Origin of the sequence: Lentilactobacillus farraginis DSM 18382 = JCM 14108, from assembly GCF_000583655.1 — a bacterium.
Taxonomy (GTDB): Bacteria; Bacillota; Bacilli; order Lactobacillales; family Lactobacillaceae; genus Lentilactobacillus; species Lentilactobacillus farraginis.
The window spans coordinates 72,817-88,190 of the sequence record NZ_BAKI01000004.1 but is presented as its reverse complement, the minus strand read 5'-3'; the positions used below and the strand labels follow the sequence as shown (position 1 = coordinate 88,190).

The 15,374-nt window shown below is 43.3% G+C and carries 13 protein-coding genes and 3 pseudogenes; all 16 read left to right on the top strand.

Features of this window, described 5'->3' with window-relative positions:
- Window positions 1–66 precede the first annotated feature (66 nt).
- The 16 genes and pseudogenes from murD (at window position 67) to JCM14108_RS02775 (ending at window position 15,087) form a co-directional block, all read left to right on the top strand.
- Complete coding sequence (murD, locus tag JCM14108_RS02850; RefSeq protein WP_035178312.1) at window positions 67–1,446, top strand: UDP-N-acetylmuramoyl-L-alanine--D-glutamate ligase; 1,380 nt, start codon at window positions 67–69, stop codon at window positions 1,444–1,446.
- A pseudogene (murG, locus tag JCM14108_RS02845) lies at window positions 1,446–2,536 on the top strand (undecaprenyldiphospho-muramoylpentapeptide beta-N-acetylglucosaminyltransferase). Before murD ends, murG begins: the two are co-directional and overlap by 1 nt.
- A 106-nt stretch (window positions 2,537–2,642) precedes the next feature.
- Window positions 2,643–3,485: a cell division protein FtsQ/DivIB gene (locus tag JCM14108_RS02840; RefSeq protein WP_035178310.1), complete on the top strand. Its 843-nt coding sequence runs from the start codon at window positions 2,643–2,645 to the stop codon at window positions 3,483–3,485.
- Between the two features lie 107 nt (window positions 3,486–3,592).
- Window positions 3,593–4,897: a cell division protein FtsA gene (ftsA, locus tag JCM14108_RS02835; protein WP_235807198.1), complete on the top strand. Its 1,305-nt coding sequence runs from the start codon at window positions 3,593–3,595 to the stop codon at window positions 4,895–4,897.
- 24 nt (window positions 4,898–4,921) lie between these two features.
- Window positions 4,922–6,247 carry a cell division protein FtsZ gene (ftsZ, locus tag JCM14108_RS02830; RefSeq protein WP_035178307.1) on the top strand — a complete coding sequence of 442 codons (1,326 nt, stop codon included), beginning with the start codon at window positions 4,922–4,924 and terminating at the stop codon, window positions 6,245–6,247.
- 221 nt (window positions 6,248–6,468) lie between these two features.
- Entirely contained in the window at window positions 6,469–6,660 is a 192-nt protein-coding gene (sepF, locus tag JCM14108_RS15060) for a cell division protein SepF (protein ID WP_237745696.1), read from the top strand.
- A 90-nt stretch (window positions 6,661–6,750) separates the two neighbouring features.
- Window positions 6,751–6,980: pseudogene (locus tag JCM14108_RS02820) on the top strand (YggT family protein).
- Between the two features lie 20 nt (window positions 6,981–7,000).
- Window positions 7,001–7,795 carry a YlmH family RNA-binding protein gene (locus JCM14108_RS02815; RefSeq protein ID WP_035178305.1) on the top strand — a complete coding sequence of 265 codons (795 nt, stop codon included), beginning with the start codon at window positions 7,001–7,003 and terminating at the stop codon, window positions 7,793–7,795.
- Window positions 7,796–7,810: 15 nt separating this feature from the next.
- Window positions 7,811–8,494: a DivIVA domain-containing protein gene (locus JCM14108_RS02810; RefSeq protein ID WP_035178304.1), complete on the top strand. Its 684-nt coding sequence runs from the start codon at window positions 7,811–7,813 to the stop codon at window positions 8,492–8,494.
- 271 nt (window positions 8,495–8,765) lie between these two features.
- Window positions 8,766–11,572: pseudogene (ileS, locus tag JCM14108_RS02805) on the top strand (isoleucine--tRNA ligase).
- A gap of 132 nt (window positions 11,573–11,704) precedes the next feature.
- On the top strand, window positions 11,705–11,959 hold the full coding sequence (locus JCM14108_RS02800) for a cold-shock protein (protein WP_035178303.1): 255 nt from the start codon (window positions 11,705–11,707) through the stop codon (window positions 11,957–11,959).
- Between the two features lie 19 nt (window positions 11,960–11,978).
- Window positions 11,979–12,521: an NUDIX domain-containing protein gene (locus tag JCM14108_RS02795; protein WP_035178302.1), complete on the top strand. Its 543-nt coding sequence runs from the start codon at window positions 11,979–11,981 to the stop codon at window positions 12,519–12,521.
- 15 nt (window positions 12,522–12,536) lie between these two features.
- Window positions 12,537–12,821, top strand: coding sequence for a hypothetical protein (locus JCM14108_RS02790; RefSeq protein WP_035178301.1), 285 nt, complete (start codon window positions 12,537–12,539; stop codon window positions 12,819–12,821).
- 51 nt (window positions 12,822–12,872) lie between these two features.
- Entirely contained in the window at window positions 12,873–13,574 is a 702-nt protein-coding gene (locus JCM14108_RS02785) for a 5'-methylthioadenosine/adenosylhomocysteine nucleosidase (protein ID WP_035178299.1), read from the top strand.
- A 5-nt stretch (window positions 13,575–13,579) separates the two neighbouring features.
- Window positions 13,580–14,743: a cysteine desulfurase family protein gene (locus JCM14108_RS02780; protein ID WP_035178297.1), complete on the top strand. Its 1,164-nt coding sequence runs from the start codon at window positions 13,580–13,582 to the stop codon at window positions 14,741–14,743.
- Window positions 14,743–15,087 carry a DUF1831 domain-containing protein gene (locus tag JCM14108_RS02775; protein ID WP_035178293.1) on the top strand — a complete coding sequence of 115 codons (345 nt, stop codon included), beginning with the start codon at window positions 14,743–14,745 and terminating at the stop codon, window positions 15,085–15,087. The genes JCM14108_RS02780 and JCM14108_RS02775 overlap by 1 nt, the downstream gene beginning before the upstream one ends.
- Window positions 15,088–15,374: the final 287 nt, after the last annotated feature.

Sequence of the window (15,374 nt, the reverse complement as noted above, 5' to 3'; positions counted from 1 at the left end):
GTAATCAGTAAGATAAACATACTTAGAAACGTTACTTCTTTAGAAATAAAAGGGGATAAATGAACGATGAAAATGATTGAGGATTATAAAGGTAAACGGGTGTTGGTTCTAGGGGCTGGTAAGAGCGGCACGCATGCAGCTGAATTATTACAGCAGTTGGGGGCGACGGTTGTTTTAAACGACGCCAAGCCTAGTGATCAACTTCCGGAAATCAGTGAGTTGCAGGATCGGGGCATTAAAACTATTACCGGCCGGCAAACAGCAGATATTCTAAATGAACATTTTGATTTGATGGTTAAAAATCCGGGGATTCCCTATGACAATGAAGTGGTTGCTCGGGCTGTGCGAGAAAAGATGCCGATTATTACGGAAGTGGAGTTGGCTGCCAAGATTACGGATGCTGAAATTATCGGTGTCACCGGCAGCAATGGTAAAACAACAACTGTAACGATGATTACGAAAATTTTAAATGAGCAACGTTCAAAAGGACACGCCTACGCGGTTGGAAATATTGGGATTTCCGCAACTGAAACGGCAATGAAAGCGACCGCCGATGACACGCTGGTTATGGAATTATCCAGCTTTATGCTGTTAGGCATTCAAAAGCTGCACCCACGTGTTGCGGTACTAACGAATATTTTCTCCAATCATTTGGATTATCATAAGACCCGCCAGAACTACGTTAACGCCAAAATGCGGATTACGATGAATCAGACACCTGATGATTTCTTTGTGGTCAACTTTGATTCAGATGAATGGCGACAATTAAGTAAACGTTCAAAAGCTAAAGTGGTTCCGTTTGCCAGGAGCAGCGAGATTGATCACGGCGCTTATGAAAAGAACGGTAAGCTCTATTACAATGATGAATTCATTATGAATGCCAGTGATATTAAAGTGCCGGGACGCCAAAATGTTGAAAATGCTTTAGCCGCAATTGCGACAGCCAAGTCATTGGGAAAATCAAACCTGGCGATTACCAACGTCTTGGAGACTTTCACGGGTGTGCGGCACCGACTGCAGTTTGTTTTGGAAGCCGATGATCGGAAATTCTATAATGATTCTAAAGCAACGGATATTGAGGCGACTCAGGTTGCATTGGAAGGCTTTGATCAGCCGATTGTACTTTTGGCCGGTGGTTTGGATCGCGGCTACACTTTTGATAAAATGATTCCACAATTTAAGAAGCATGTAAAAGCGGCCGTTTTGTTTGGCCAAACGGCGAATTTGCTTGAAGACGCGTTGAAGAAAGCCGGTATTCAAGACATTACCAAGGTTGCAAATCTGGATGAAGCAGTGCCGGTTGCTTACCGTTACAGCAAGCCCGGTGATATTGTGTTGCTTTCGCCGGCCAATGCCAGTTGGGATCAATTCAAGACTTTTGAAGAACGTGGTGATGAATTTATTAAGGACGTCGAAAAATTAACCCGTCAGCAGGAGGCCCAATAATGAGACTGATTATTTCCGGTGGTGGCACCGGGGGCCATATTTATCCGGCCCTGGCAATTATTGAGGATTTAATGAAACAGGAACCCGATTCGGAGGTATTATATGTTGGTTCGCATCGGGGGCTGGAAAGTTCAATTGTGCCAAAGCAGGGGATTAAATTTGTTGCTTTGAGGATTCAGGGCTTTAAACGCTCACTATCTTTGGAGAACTTTAAAACAATCGCTTTATTTTTAAAAAGTGTCCACGAATCCAAAAAAATTATCCGGGATTTCAAACCGGACGTTGTAATCGGAACGGGCGGCTATGTTTCCGGCGCGGTCGTGTATGCAGCGGCCAAGGCCCACGTCCCAACCATTATTCATGAACAAAACAGCGCAGTTGGATTAACCAATAAATTTTTAAGTAGATATGTGGATAAAATTGCTATCGGATTTCATGAAGCCAAGGCGCAGTTTCCTGAAGAAAAAGTGATTTTTGCGGGGAATCCCCGGGCACAACAGGTTGCCAATGTTCATAGTGACTTTAAATGGTCATCACTTGGCCTTGATGACAACCGGGATACAGTTTTGATTTTTGGCGGCAGTCAGGGGGCTCCAGCCATCAACAACGCTGTTATCGGGGCAATTAAGGATTTTAATCAGCGATCGTATCAGGTCGTCTTTGTGACTGGCCAAAAACGTTACGAGCATGTGATGACGGCATTGGCCAAAACCCGGATAAATCAAAACATTAAAATCCTGCCGTATATTCATAATATGCCACAGGTACTTCCAAGCGTTGCATTGATTATTGGCCGGGCTGGGGCAACCAGTATTGCCGAAATCACGGCACTGGGAATTCCGGCAGTTTTGATTCCCAGTCCATACGTGACTGCCGATCATCAAACCAAAAATACGATGAGCCTGGTTTCTCGGGGAGCGGCTTTAATGATTAAAGAAGCAGATTTGAATCCTAAAAATTTGTTAAAGGCTGTCGATCAACTGATGCATGATCCAAAAGAGCGTGGGAAAATGTCAGAAAATTCAAAAAAACTCGGCGTTGTCAATTCAGCGATCGGATATTGGCAATTGCGCGGGATTTGATGAAATGACATTAAGCTAAACAACTGATAAAATCTAAGTTGGAATGTTCATGACGGGAATTGTTTTAACCGGGAATTAACAATTGCCCCAATTTTGCTGACAGGGGGAACGATAATGAGCAAAAAACATGATCATGATGAGGAGCTGACGCCTTGGCAGCAGGCTGCCAAAAAGGCCGGTCATAAGGCGGCTCCCCCGAAAAAGCGGGTTCGGCACCGTTTTATGAAGGGGTATCAGGTTCGAAACTTTAAACGAATGTGGCCGCTGATTCTTCTCTTTGTCGCGATCATTTGTGTGATGATTTTTTTGGTATCGCCTATCAGCAGAGTAAAAAGCATTCGGATCACTGGAAATGAGATTGTCAGTACCAAGCAGATTAAACGCGATTCGCCCATTAAAAAGGGGCAGCCCTTACTGGGTGTTTGGGGAAAAACAAATCAATTAGCCGGCCAATTAAAGCGTCAAAGCCGACGCATGCAGTCGGTTAAAATCAGTTTAAACCATTTCAACCGGGTGACCATTCGGGTTGAGGAATACCCGACAATTGGCTACCTTTACACAAATGGCGGCTATCAGCCGATTTTAAAGAGTGGCGTTATTATTAAAAATAAAGTTTTAAATCCCCGGGACGGTTTTCCGATTCTACGAAAGTTTAAGAATCCGAAAACCCTGCGGCGAACGATTCGCCAGTATCGACGGATCAGCGCACCGGTTCGAGCAGCAATTAATACAATCAGCTACTCACCGGTTAAAAGTAATCGGGATCGGGTTTATCTGCAGATGAACGATGGTAACAAGGTTTATGCGTCAGTAGCCAGTTTCGGCGATAAGATGGATTATTATCCAAGTATCAACGCAAAACTGAAAACCAGGAGCATTATTAACTTGGAAGTAGGTGCCTATTCCTATCCGATTACAAAAAAGACACCCAAAAAACAGACAAAAAGTAACTCGTAGCATTACAGGCAATTATTAGCGTCAATTAATCTTTTTCCGGCGTTATCATTGTGTTAAACTTATGTTATGTTCAGAAAATATTCTAGATGTGGAGGTTCCTTACATATATGGATAATTCGGGTTTATATGTGGGACTTGATATAGGAACTACCTCAATAAAAGTCATTGTTGCAGAAAAAATAAAAGGGCAACTAAACGTTATTGGTGTGGGAAATGAGCCTTCTAACGGCCTCAGTCGCGGTGTCATTGTCGATATCGACCAGGCCGCTGAAGCGATTAGGAGTGCCGTAAATCAAGCTCAAGAAAAAGCAAGTATTGAAATTAAAGATGTTGTTGTCAGTGTCCCGGCAAACATGTTGCGGATTGAAGATTGTAACGGCCTGGTAACCTTGGATGACCAATCTCGTGAAATTACCGCCGAAGATGTTCGCAACGTTGCGGTTTCCGCATTGGGTACCAGTTTGCCTCAGGAACGGGAAGTAATCGATATTCAACCAGAAGAGTTTATCGTTGATGGCTTTGACGATATCCAAGACCCTCGGGGGATGGTCGGTGTCCGGTTGGAAATGCACGGAAAATTGATTACCGGTTCCAAAGGGATTATGCACAATTTAAAGAAAGCGGTTGAAAAAGCCGGTTTAAACATTATTTCGACGGTGTTAACGCCATTGGCGGAAGGGCATGAAATTTTAAACGATGGTGAACAGGATTTTGGCACGACCATTATTGATCTTGGCGGCGGCCAAACGACTGCTTCGGTTATTCATGATCACCAGCTAAAGTATGCCACTACCGATCCTGAAGGTGGCGAGTATATTACCAAAGATATTTCAATTGTATTGAATACTTCGGTTGAGAATGCTGAAAAAATTAAACGAGACTATGGTTATGCAGATTCATTGCAGGCATCGGCGGATAATCAATTCCCTGTCGAGATTGTCGGTCAGGCGGAACCAACCTACATTGATGAACATTATTTAGCTGAAATAATTGAGGCTCGTCTAAGCCAAATTTTTGATCGAATCAAAAATCGGCTTGATCAGATCCAAGCACTTGAGTTGCCCGGCGGCATTGTTTTAAGTGGTGGCGTTGCGGCCCTTCCGGGAATTGCCGAATTAGCTGCTGATCAGTTTAATACAAACGTCAGAGTCTATATTCCTGATCAAATGGGATTGCGACACCCGTCCTTTACAGCGGGACTCTCTTTAGTTTCATACTTTGCGGACCTTTCGGATATCGAAATGATTGTCCGATCGGCAGTTGGCGCAACGTCAACCAGAGTTCCCAAGTTTGCGGATGAAGCTGAACCACAAGCGCCCGTTTCAGATAAAGAAAATCAACCAAAACGGAAAACACAGAAGAAAAAACGTGGCGAAGGAATCAAGAACTTCTTTAGCGATTTCTTTGATTAGTCATTAAACGGAGGTAAAATTATTATGGAATATTCACTTGATTCCACCGAAAATCACGGTGCAGTGATTAAGGTGATTGGTGTTGGTGGCGGTGGCAGCAACGCTGTTAATACCATGATCAGTTCTGACGTCAAAGGCGTTGAATTTATCGTAGCAAATACGGATGTCCAAGCACTTTCCACTTCCAAAGCGGAAACTAAGATTCAACTGGGACCGAAACTGACACGCGGTTTGGGTGCCGGCTCCAACCCGGAAATTGGTGCCAAAGCTGCCGAAGAGAGTGAACAGGAATTATCCGAAGCACTTGAAGGCGCTGATATGGTTTTTGTCACCGCCGGTATGGGTGGTGGAACCGGTAACGGCGCTGCACCAATTGTTGCTAAAATCGCCAAGGATCAGGGTGCTTTAACTGTCGGTGTTGTCACCCGACCATTTTCTTTTGAGGGCCCCAAGCGCAGTAAATATGCCGATGAAGGGGTTGCCCAATTAAAGGACAATGTTGATACGTTGATTGTCATTGCCAATAATCGTTTGTTGGATATGATTGACAAAAAGACACCGATGATGGATGCCTTTAAAGAGGCTGATAACGTTCTGAAGCAGGGTGTTCAAGGAATTTCCGATTTGATTACCAGCCCTGGTTATGTGAACTTGGATTTTGCTGATGTTAAAACCACGATGCAGGATCAAGGTTCTGCACTGATGGGTGTTGGTGCTGCCAACGGTGAAGACCGAACCAAAAAGGCAACTGAAAAGGCAATTTCATCGCCATTACTGGAAGTTTCGATTGACGGTGCCGAACAGGTATTGTTGAACATTACCGGTGGACCCGACTTATCACTCTTTGAAGCTCAGGACGCTTCCGATATTGTATCTCAAGCTGCTACAAGTGATGTGAACATTATTTTCGGGACTTCAATTGATGAATCATTGGGTGATGAGGTCCGGGTAACGGTTATTGCAACCGGCATTGATAAGAAGGCTGTTGAACAGGGACGAATGGAAACCCGGCGGACCCGAACAGTGCAGCCGTCAGCCCGCCCACAATCAAGTGCCCAACCACGTCAGCTGAGAAACAACGGTGGTAACAGTTCCCAAGAACCGTCCCACGGTCGTTCGTCGGCTAATAACGAACCGACTGACCCGCTTGGTAATTGGGATATTCGAAAACAACCCGCTGCCGCCCGTCCGTCCGTTTCCGGCAATGATGAGTTTAATGATGTTGAAAAGAAGGATTTTGACCCGTTTCAACCTGATGTAAATTCGGATAATTCAGGCAAGGCCGATAACGATAACTCACAGGATGATATTCCACCATTCTTTAAGCACCGTCGTCGTCATAATAAATAGTGATTGCCGATAAAAATCGAGTGCTTGTTTGAACGTGGTGAAATTCGAAAGGAAACAAACATGTCAGAAAAGTTTAATTTTGCTAATTTTTTTGGAATGGAATCGGATAAGCCAAAGAATGAGGATGCAAAACCAGTGAATAATGTTGTGCCTTTAACTAGAAAAGATTTGGCGACGGTAAGCAGCAATATTGTTGTCTTTGAGCCACCAATTATACGGATGTGGACACGATTGCCGAAAAGTTGTTGGACGATAACGCGGTAATTATCAAGTTGGATAAACTGGATATTAAGTCGGCTGAACGAATGGTTGACTTTTTAAACGGCGTTTTATTTGCGATTCATGGCAATATCAATCGGCTTGATAAAAACATTTTTATCTGCTCGCCAAAGAATTTTAAAGTCACTAAGTAGCTAGAGTTTAAACAAGAGATAAGGGGTATTTGATTGATATCTGTAATCGGCTTCATCGTTTGGTTATTAAATAAACTCATTGAGGTGTATATGTTGGCAATTGTCATCTATGCTTGATGAGTTGGTTCCCGAATGCTTATGGAACCGCATTCGGCCGCTTTCTGGGTCGGATTGTTGAACCGTTTGAAAGATTGTTTAATTTTGCGTCAATTGGTATGATCAGCTTTGCGCCGGTAGTTGCCCTGATTGTGCTGACGTTTGTTCAAGGCGGCATTTCGTATGTTGGTCGGCTGTTAATTGAGTTTGCTTATGGGTATTAGTTAGAAGAGGAGAATTAACGATGGCTGTTGATGCGAACGTTTCTCAACATTTTCGCCGTGATGAAGTCCCGTTTCTTGAATCAATTGATCATTTAAGCGGGCAAGTTGAAAATGAATATCGACCGATTTTGACTGATTTTTTGAATCCAAGGCAGCTCTTTATTTTGGAATCAATTATTAACCGCCATGACGGCATCCGGTTTGATACCTATGGCGGCTATGAAAAGGCCGAGTTAAAGCGGGTGTTGGTTTATCCGGATTACTTTACACCGAAAATTGACGATTTTCGAATTGCAACCTTTGAAATCGACTACCCAAGCAAGTTTGCGACATTGGCGCATGGCCAAATTTTAGGGTCATTAATGGGAGCCGGGATAGCCCGAAACGTCGTTGGTGATATTATTACCGATGGCTTTAGATGGCAATTTATGGTTCAGGCTGAAATGGCGGATTATGTCAAGACACAAGTGGATCACATTGGTAAAATTAAAGTGAAGCTTGAACAGGTGCCGCCCGAACAAGTGATTATACCGGTCGATGAAAGTGAAGAACTGACAACGACTGTTTCATCTTTAAGGGTGGATGCACTCATTAGCGATGGCTTTCACATATCACGGCATCATGCCAAAGAGTTAGTTGACAGTGGGGAAGTTCGGATTAACTGGGCAGATACCCAGCGCCCCGACTTGGAATTATCTACAAAAGATATTATTTCTGTGCGTGGATATGGCAGAATTGTAATAAATGAAATTGCCGGTATAACAAAAAAAGATAAAATCAGACTTGTTATAAACGTGTATAACCGGAATAAATAGGAGGATTGGTTCATCATGGTATTAAGTCCACAGGATATTCACAATAAAGAGTTTTCAACGAAATTACGAGGCTACAACATTGATGAGGTTAATGATTTTCTTGACCAAATTATCAAAGATTATCAAATTATTTTGGAAGAAAATAAAGATTTAAGGTCTCAGTTGAGCGAATCAAAAGACAAACTCTCTTATTTCAATGACCTGAAGGACTCATTGAACCAATCAATTCTGGTGGCTCAAGAAGCAGCTGACAAAGTTAAGAGTAATTCAAAAAAGGAAGCTGAAATCACTAATCGCGAGGCTCAAAAGAAGGCTGATGATATTATTCAAACGGCCAATGAAAAGTCAAATCACATTCTGGAAGAAGCTTCCAAGCGGGCAAAGAAGTTGGCAATTGAAACGGATGATCTGAAAAAGAACACCCGGGTTTTCCGTCAGCGATTGGAAGTTATGCTGGAGAGTCAATTGGCGGTTATTAAAGGCGCGGATTGGGATCGATTGGTTGAAGACGGACCGACAACGACTTATGAAGATATCGAAAAAGTGGTTGGAGATCTTGACAACTCAGCAAATTCAGATGTAAAATCAGAAACCAAACAGGGTAATCGAGCTGATGCGGTTGAAAATACGCCGGCAGCCGATCATGATAATTTGCAGACAGTTGTCATTTATCCCGATAATCAAAATAAAAATAATTAAATCGATTAGAGACCAGAAAATCAAATTTCCGAAACCACAGCGAGCTAATGATGGTGAGAGTTTAGCAGTCACCGGGAATTTGACAGATCAGCTCTAGTACATATCGATTTTAATAAATGAGATAGGATTTTTAATCCTAAAATTGGGTGGTACCACGAAGATTTCGTCCCTTGGGCGGAATCTTTTTTTGTTTCAATTATCATGACAAGTCGGATTGAGATCGTTAAAGTTTGATTATGCTATTAGTTTATTAGAGAAAGGGAGTCAAATAATGCGGGTTAAAGACACATTAAACTTAGGCAAAACAAAGTTCAAAATGCGTGGCAATCTTCCTGTAAAAGAAGTTGAACGTCAAAAAGCCTGGGAAGAAAACCGAGTGTACGAACAACGACAAAAATTAAATGAGGGCAAACCCAGCTTTGTGCTTCATGATGGGCCACCGTATGCCAATGGTGATATTCACATGGGCCATGCGATGAATAAGATTTCCAAGGATATTATTGTTCGGTATAAATCAATGACCGGCTATCGAGCACCTTATGTTCCCGGCTGGGATACCCATGGACTGCCAATTGAGCAAAAGTTGACGCAAGCTGGCTATGATCGGAAGAAAATGTCGACCAACGATTTTCGAAAACTGTGTCAGGAATACGCAATGAAACAAGTTAAACGACAAATGACTGAATTCAAGCGGCTTGGCGTTTCCGGAGATTGGCAGCACCCATACTTAACGCTGCAGCATGAATTTGAAGCGGCCGAAGTGCGGGTCTTTGGCGCCTTTGCCAAACGTGGTTTGATTTATAAAGGCAAAAAGCGGTTTACTGGTCATGGTCATCCGAATCAGCTTTGGCTGAAGCCGAAGTTGAATATCACGACATTACCTCACCGTCAGCCTTTTATGGTGAAAAAGTGGTCGATGGTAAAGGTGTTCTTGAAAATGGCAAAACCTATATGGTGGTTTGGACAACGACACCTTGGACGATTCCGGCTTCCGAAGGGATTACAGTGGATGCAGACTTCGACTATGCGGTTGTTCAACCGGAAGGCGATGATCGGAAGTTTGTGATTGCCAGTGAGCTGCTTGAAAAAGACGAGGCGTTATTTGGCTGGAAGAATGTTAAGGTGGTCAAGACAGTTAAGGGTAGTGAGATGGAAGGTATCCTTGCCGAGCATCCATTTGATCACAATCGTAAATTACTAACAATGCTGGGTGACTTTGTCACGCTGGATGCCGGTACCGGACTTGTCCATACCGCTCCAGGATATGGTGAAGATGACTTTAACATTGGTCGTAAATATGGTCTTGATATTTTTGCGCCGGTTGATGATCGTGGTTATCTAACCAAAGAAGCCGGTGCAGACTTTGCCGGTGTCTTCTATGAAGATGCCAATAAGATTGCCTTGGATAAGCTGAAGGCAGCTGGCTTACTGCTTGATTACATGCCATTAAACCATAGTTATCCATTTGATTGGCGAACTAAAAAACCGATTATTTTCCGGGCAACACCGCAATGGTTTGCTTCCGTTGATAAGATTAAAGACGATATTTTAAATGCGATTGAGGACGTGAAGTTTTACCCTGACTGGGGCAAAGTCCGACTTGCCAATATGATTAAGAATCGTGGCGATTGGGTCATTTCCCGGCAACGGGTTTGGGGCGTACCGCTGCCAATCTTTTACGGTGAAGACGGTGAAGCAATTATTACGCCGGAAACGATTGATCACGTTGCTGATTTATTTGCCAAATATGGTTCGGATGTTTGGTTTGAACGGGAAGCCAAGGACTTATTGCCCGAAGGCTTTACCAGCGAACATTCACCAAATGGCAAGTTTACCAAAGAAAACGACATTATGGATGTTTGGTTTGACTCAGGGTCCTCTCATCAGGGGGTTTTGGCTGACCGTCCGGAATTAACCTATCCGGCTGATATGTACCTTGAAGGATCCGATCAGTATCGTGGCTGGTTTAACTCAAGTTTAATTACCAGTGTGGCCGTATCCAATCGGGCACCGTACAAATCAATTGTTTCACAAGGCTTTACGCTTGATGGCCAGGGCCATAAGATGAGTAAGTCACTGGGAAACACCATTGCACCAATTGATATTATTAAAAAGATGGGTGCCGAAATCGTTCGGTTATGGGTAACTTCCGTAGATACATCTGCCGACGTGCGGGTTAGTCAGGAAAACTTTGTTAAGATTTCGGATGCTTACAAGAAGATTCGAAATACCATGCGTTTCTTGCTGGCGAATACAGCTGACTTTGACCCAAAGACCAACACGGTACCGTTTGACAAGTTGGAAAGCCAAGATCAGTATATGACGATTTTACTGAATAAGTTCTTGGGTGAGGCCCGTGAGAGTTTTGAACGTTATGATTTTCTGACCTTCTATAAGAAATTTCTAAATTTTGTGACGACTGATTTGTCCGCTTTCTATTTAGATATGGCAAAAGACATCGTCTACATTGATCGAAAGGACGGCCACAAGCGTCGCTCCATGCAGACGGTTATGTACAACGTTGCAACAACGTTGACGAAGTTAATGACGCCGGTTTTGCCGCATACTGCCGAAGAAATTTGGGACTTCTTGAAAGAGCCTGAGGAATTTGTTCAATTGACTGATATTCCAAAGCCGCAGCACTTTGATGATGAGGCAGCCATTTTGGAACGTTGGTCCAAGTTCATGAAGTACCGGGATGATGTTTTGAAAGTACTCGAAGAAGCCCGGGATGCCAAGGAAATCGGTAAGGCTTCCGAAGCCGCTCTTACTATTTATGCAACCAGTGAAGTAAAAGGTCTGCTTGAATCACTGAACGTTAATTTAGCGACTGTTTTGTTGGTTTCGCAGTTAACGGTAAAGGACTTTAGCGATGCTTCAGATAAGAGCGATAAGTTTGACAATGACGGCTTGGCATTATTGGTTGAGCCTGCCAAGGGTAAGACATGTGAACGTTGTCGTTTGGTCAGAACAGACGTTGGCGTGGACAGCGATTATCCGACTTTCTGCAAATCCTGTGCTGAAATTGTTCGCAGTGAGTTTCCGGAAACGGTTGCCGAAGGATTTGAAGTTAAATAATCAAAATTTGTTAACAAATTGAAAAAACATTTAAAAACTGGTGGTAAACCAGTACAATTAAGAGGTTGAAGACCGACTTAACCGGTCGATCGGCCTCTTTTTTGGTTGTCAGCGAATTCAGGAGGGTTTTAAATGCTTTATGGAAAAGTAAAAACATACAATGCTAAGAATGGCTTTGGCTTTATTTCACAGGACCGAGGCGATGACTTGTTCTTCTTTAAAAACGCGTTTCACGGCGAAGATTACGCCAAAATTGTCCCGGGTGTCCGGGTTGGTTATGTCGTTGTAGAGGGCCAGAAGGGGCCTCAAGCGGCCAAGGGCAAATTGTTACCGAAGCGGGTCAATAATTGCATTCAAAACGGAATATTTGTAGAATATAACTATTAATGGAAAATAGGGTGATTTTGTGGACTTTGAAGAACACGTCGTCAAGTCACAGCCAATTTACGATGGCGCCATTATTAACGTTGAAAAACAAACGGTTCGCTTACCAAATGGTCAAACCGCGTATCGGGAGATTGTCCATCATTCCGGTGCGATCGGAGTACTGGCCATTACCAGGGATAATAAAATTATCTTGGAGAGACAGTGGCGGGCACCGGTTAAGGCAACGACGATTGAAATTCCGGCCGGCAAGGTGGATCAACGGGATGCCGACTTTCACCATGCGGTTATTCGTGAATTGAACGAAGAAATCCGCTATACGCCGAAACATGTTGAAGAACTGTGTGGCTTTTATTCATCTGTTGGTTTTTCAGACGAATATATGAAATTGTATTTGGCAACTGATTTGGAACCGGTAAAAGATAAATTGCCGCGTGACAAGGGGGAGTTCTTGGAGATCTTGGAAAAGACCCAGGCCCAAGCAGTTTCGATGATTAAAAACGGCGAAATCCAAGACGCCAAAACAATTATGGCAATTCAACACTGGCAGTTAATGCAGAAGTAGGTGACAATTTAAGCGATGACCGATGAAAAAAAGGATGCTGAATCACTCACCCGGGAACAATATCGCAAGCTAAAACAGCAGCAGGATGCCGATTTTAAACAGCGCGATAAGAAACGGGTTGAAGTTGAGCGGGCATACGCGAGGACCCACCAGCAGCCTGGCGAACAGCCGGTTAGTGAAAGTCCAACCGACTTTAAAACTCCCAGGTGGCATCGGATTAACCGCCGGCTAAATTGGACGATCGGCATTTTAGTTGGGCTAATCGTGGTGGTTTATCTGATTTTATTCTTTGTTAACTAGATTGGCGATTAGAGTCGTTAAATACTGAAATTTAAGGAGTTTGGTTTGAATATGACGTACGGTGTAATATGCGCGATGGACGAGGAACTTGCCATTTTAAAAGACGCATTGGAAAATGAATCAACTCGAGAATATGGTCACATGACTTTTTATAGTGGTCAAATTCATGGTCAGCAGGTTGTTTTGGTTAAATCCGGAATTGGCAAAGTTCAGGCCGGTATTACAACAGCAACGCTGATTAATGCCTTTCACGTGGACGCGGTTATTAATTCCGGCTCGGCTGGCGGAATCGGTGAAGGATTGGCTGTCGGTGATCTGGTAATTTCAACAGAGACGGCTTATCACGATGTTGATGTAACGGCCTCGGATTATAAAATCGGTCAGTTACCCGGTTTCCCGGCTCGTTTTCCGGCATCCAAAGAATTGGAAAATAAAATTGCTGAAGCGGCCAAGCAAAGTGGGGTGCCGGCTCATTTTGGCTTAATTGTCTCCGGTGATCAGTTTATTGCGGATTCTCAGCGGATTAAAAAGATCAAAGCCGACTTTCCGGATGCGCTTTGTTCGGAAATGGAAGGCGCAGCAGTTGGTCAAGTGGCTTATCAAAATCAGACGCCGTATGCCGTTATTCGGGCAATGTCCGATGTTGGGGATGAAAACGCTGAAGTCAGTTTTGATCAATTTATTGTTACGGCCGGCAAAAAGTCTGGCCAAATGCTGATTGATTTATTTAGGAATGAAGCAGCAAGGAAGTGAAATTCTTGGAAGAAATTTATTTGGATAATGCCGCGACCACTAAGGTTTCGGATGAAGTTTATGCTGAATTAATGGACAAATATAAGCACGTGTACGGAAACGCCTCGACTCTTTATGGACTTGGTCGACAGGCTAAACAAGTTATGGAAGCCAGCCGGGAAGTAATTGCTAAATCCATTAATGCTGACCCGGACGAGATCGTATTCACCAGTGGCGGTTCGGAAAGCGATAATACAGCGGTTATGCAGACGGCATTGGCCCGCCAGTCCCTTGGAAAACATATCATTACAACCGCGATTGAGCACGAAGCGATTTTAAAGCCAATGAAGGCCCTTGAAAAGCTTGGCTTTCGGATAACCTACCTGCCGGTTGATCAATTCGGAAACATCTCATTAGATGACTTTAAAGCCGCTTTGGATGATGAGACAATCCTGGTATCTATTATGACGGGGAATAATGAGGTTGGCTCCGTGATGCCAATTCACGAAATCGGTGAAATTCTAAAAGACCATCAAGCCTGGTTTCATACGGATGCGGTTCAAGCTTATGGTTTATTGGATATTGACGTTCAACGGGACCATATTGACATGCTGTCAACTTCGGCCCACAAAATTAATGGGCCGAAGATGATCGGTTTTCTCTATCGTCGTACCGGTGTCAATTTCCCCAGCCTGATTAAGGGTGGGGACCAGGAAACCAAGCGACGAGCCGGAACGGAAAACGTGCCGGCAATTGCCGGTTTCGCCAAGGCAGTTGAAACGATCACCAGCGAGGAAAAGGCCCGACGCCAGGAAAAGTATTTTAAATTTAAGCATTATATTGCTGATAAGTTAACCGAAAATGGCATTGATTTTGACGTTAATGGTCAGATTGCCAAGAACAATTTAAACCATGTCTTTAACATTTGGCTGAAGGGAATTTCAACTTACGTTATGCAAACCAACCTTGACTTGGCCGGCATTGCCGTTTCAGGCGGCTCTGCCTGCACGGCCGGTAGTATTGAGCCTTCCCATGTGTTGGTAGCCATGTATGGTAAAAACAGCCCCAGAATCAGTGAATCGATTCGAATCAGTTTCGGTCGTTATAATACCTATGACGATTTGGATAAGCTGGTGACGGCGATTACGAAGACAGTTGATCGACTTAAAAATAAGGGAGTGAAGATGTAATGGCCTTCTCAAAGACGGTAAAGTTGGCTGGCGATACCAGCACTTACGAAATAAGTCCCGAGGTGAAAAGGTATACATTAAAGGATTTGGGATTCGTTGAAACCAAGGCCGGCAACTATTCTCTGGAACGTTCACTGGATCCTAATTCCCCATACGGGACGGGATACAAATTTAAGATGATGGTTGCCAAAAAACTTGATGGGTTTCGGATGTCGATTACGACTGGTAACGGTCTTCAAAAGGTGAATATTTTTAAAAATTCTGAAACTAAGGAAAGCATTGAGCAGTTTAATTTTTTAATTAACAATTTAATTGACCGAGACGTTTTGAAACGTGTTGGTTAAAAAGCAATCGGTATCTGTGTAAAATTGGATCCGGCTGATGATTGAGAATTGATTCTAATTATCAGCTGGATCTTTTCTTTTGGACCGCCGTGATTGGCAAGCCGGCATTTTGAGTAATCGTTGTTAAATTTTATGTTGACAGCTCTTTTTAAAAGGGATAAATTAGATATTAATTAAGATACAATGATAAACGTGCTAAGAGCTATTATTTTTATCAGCAAGCTAGGCTGTTTTTCAACCCAACCACCTTGATATTATAAAATTAGGATTCTTGGCCGCTTACCAGT

What these genes read in the sequence shown, in the direction of transcription:
- ftsA (WP_235807198.1), top strand. Translation starts at nt 3,593, where the DNA reads ATGGATAATTCGGGTTTATATGTGGGACTTGATATAGGAACTACCTCA.
- JCM14108_RS02785 (WP_035178299.1), top strand. Translation starts at nt 12,873, where the DNA reads ATGACGTACGGTGTAATATGCGCGATGGACGAGGAACTTGCCATTTTA.
- JCM14108_RS02800 (WP_035178303.1), top strand. Translation starts at nt 11,705, where the DNA reads ATGCTTTATGGAAAAGTAAAAACATACAATGCTAAGAATGGCTTTGGC.
- JCM14108_RS02815 (WP_035178305.1), top strand. Translation starts at nt 7,001, where the DNA reads ATGGCTGTTGATGCGAACGTTTCTCAACATTTTCGCCGTGATGAAGTC.
- ftsZ (WP_035178307.1), top strand. Translation starts at nt 4,922, where the DNA reads ATGGAATATTCACTTGATTCCACCGAAAATCACGGTGCAGTGATTAAG.
- murD (WP_035178312.1), top strand. Translation starts at nt 67, where the DNA reads ATGAAAATGATTGAGGATTATAAAGGTAAACGGGTGTTGGTTCTAGGG.
- JCM14108_RS02840 (WP_035178310.1), top strand. Translation starts at nt 2,643, where the DNA reads ATGAGCAAAAAACATGATCATGATGAGGAGCTGACGCCTTGGCAGCAG.
- JCM14108_RS02790 (WP_035178301.1), top strand. Translation starts at nt 12,537, where the DNA reads ATGACCGATGAAAAAAAGGATGCTGAATCACTCACCCGGGAACAATAT.
- JCM14108_RS02810 (WP_035178304.1), top strand. Translation starts at nt 7,811, where the DNA reads ATGGTATTAAGTCCACAGGATATTCACAATAAAGAGTTTTCAACGAAA.
- JCM14108_RS02775 (WP_035178293.1), top strand. Translation starts at nt 14,743, where the DNA reads ATGGCCTTCTCAAAGACGGTAAAGTTGGCTGGCGATACCAGCACTTAC.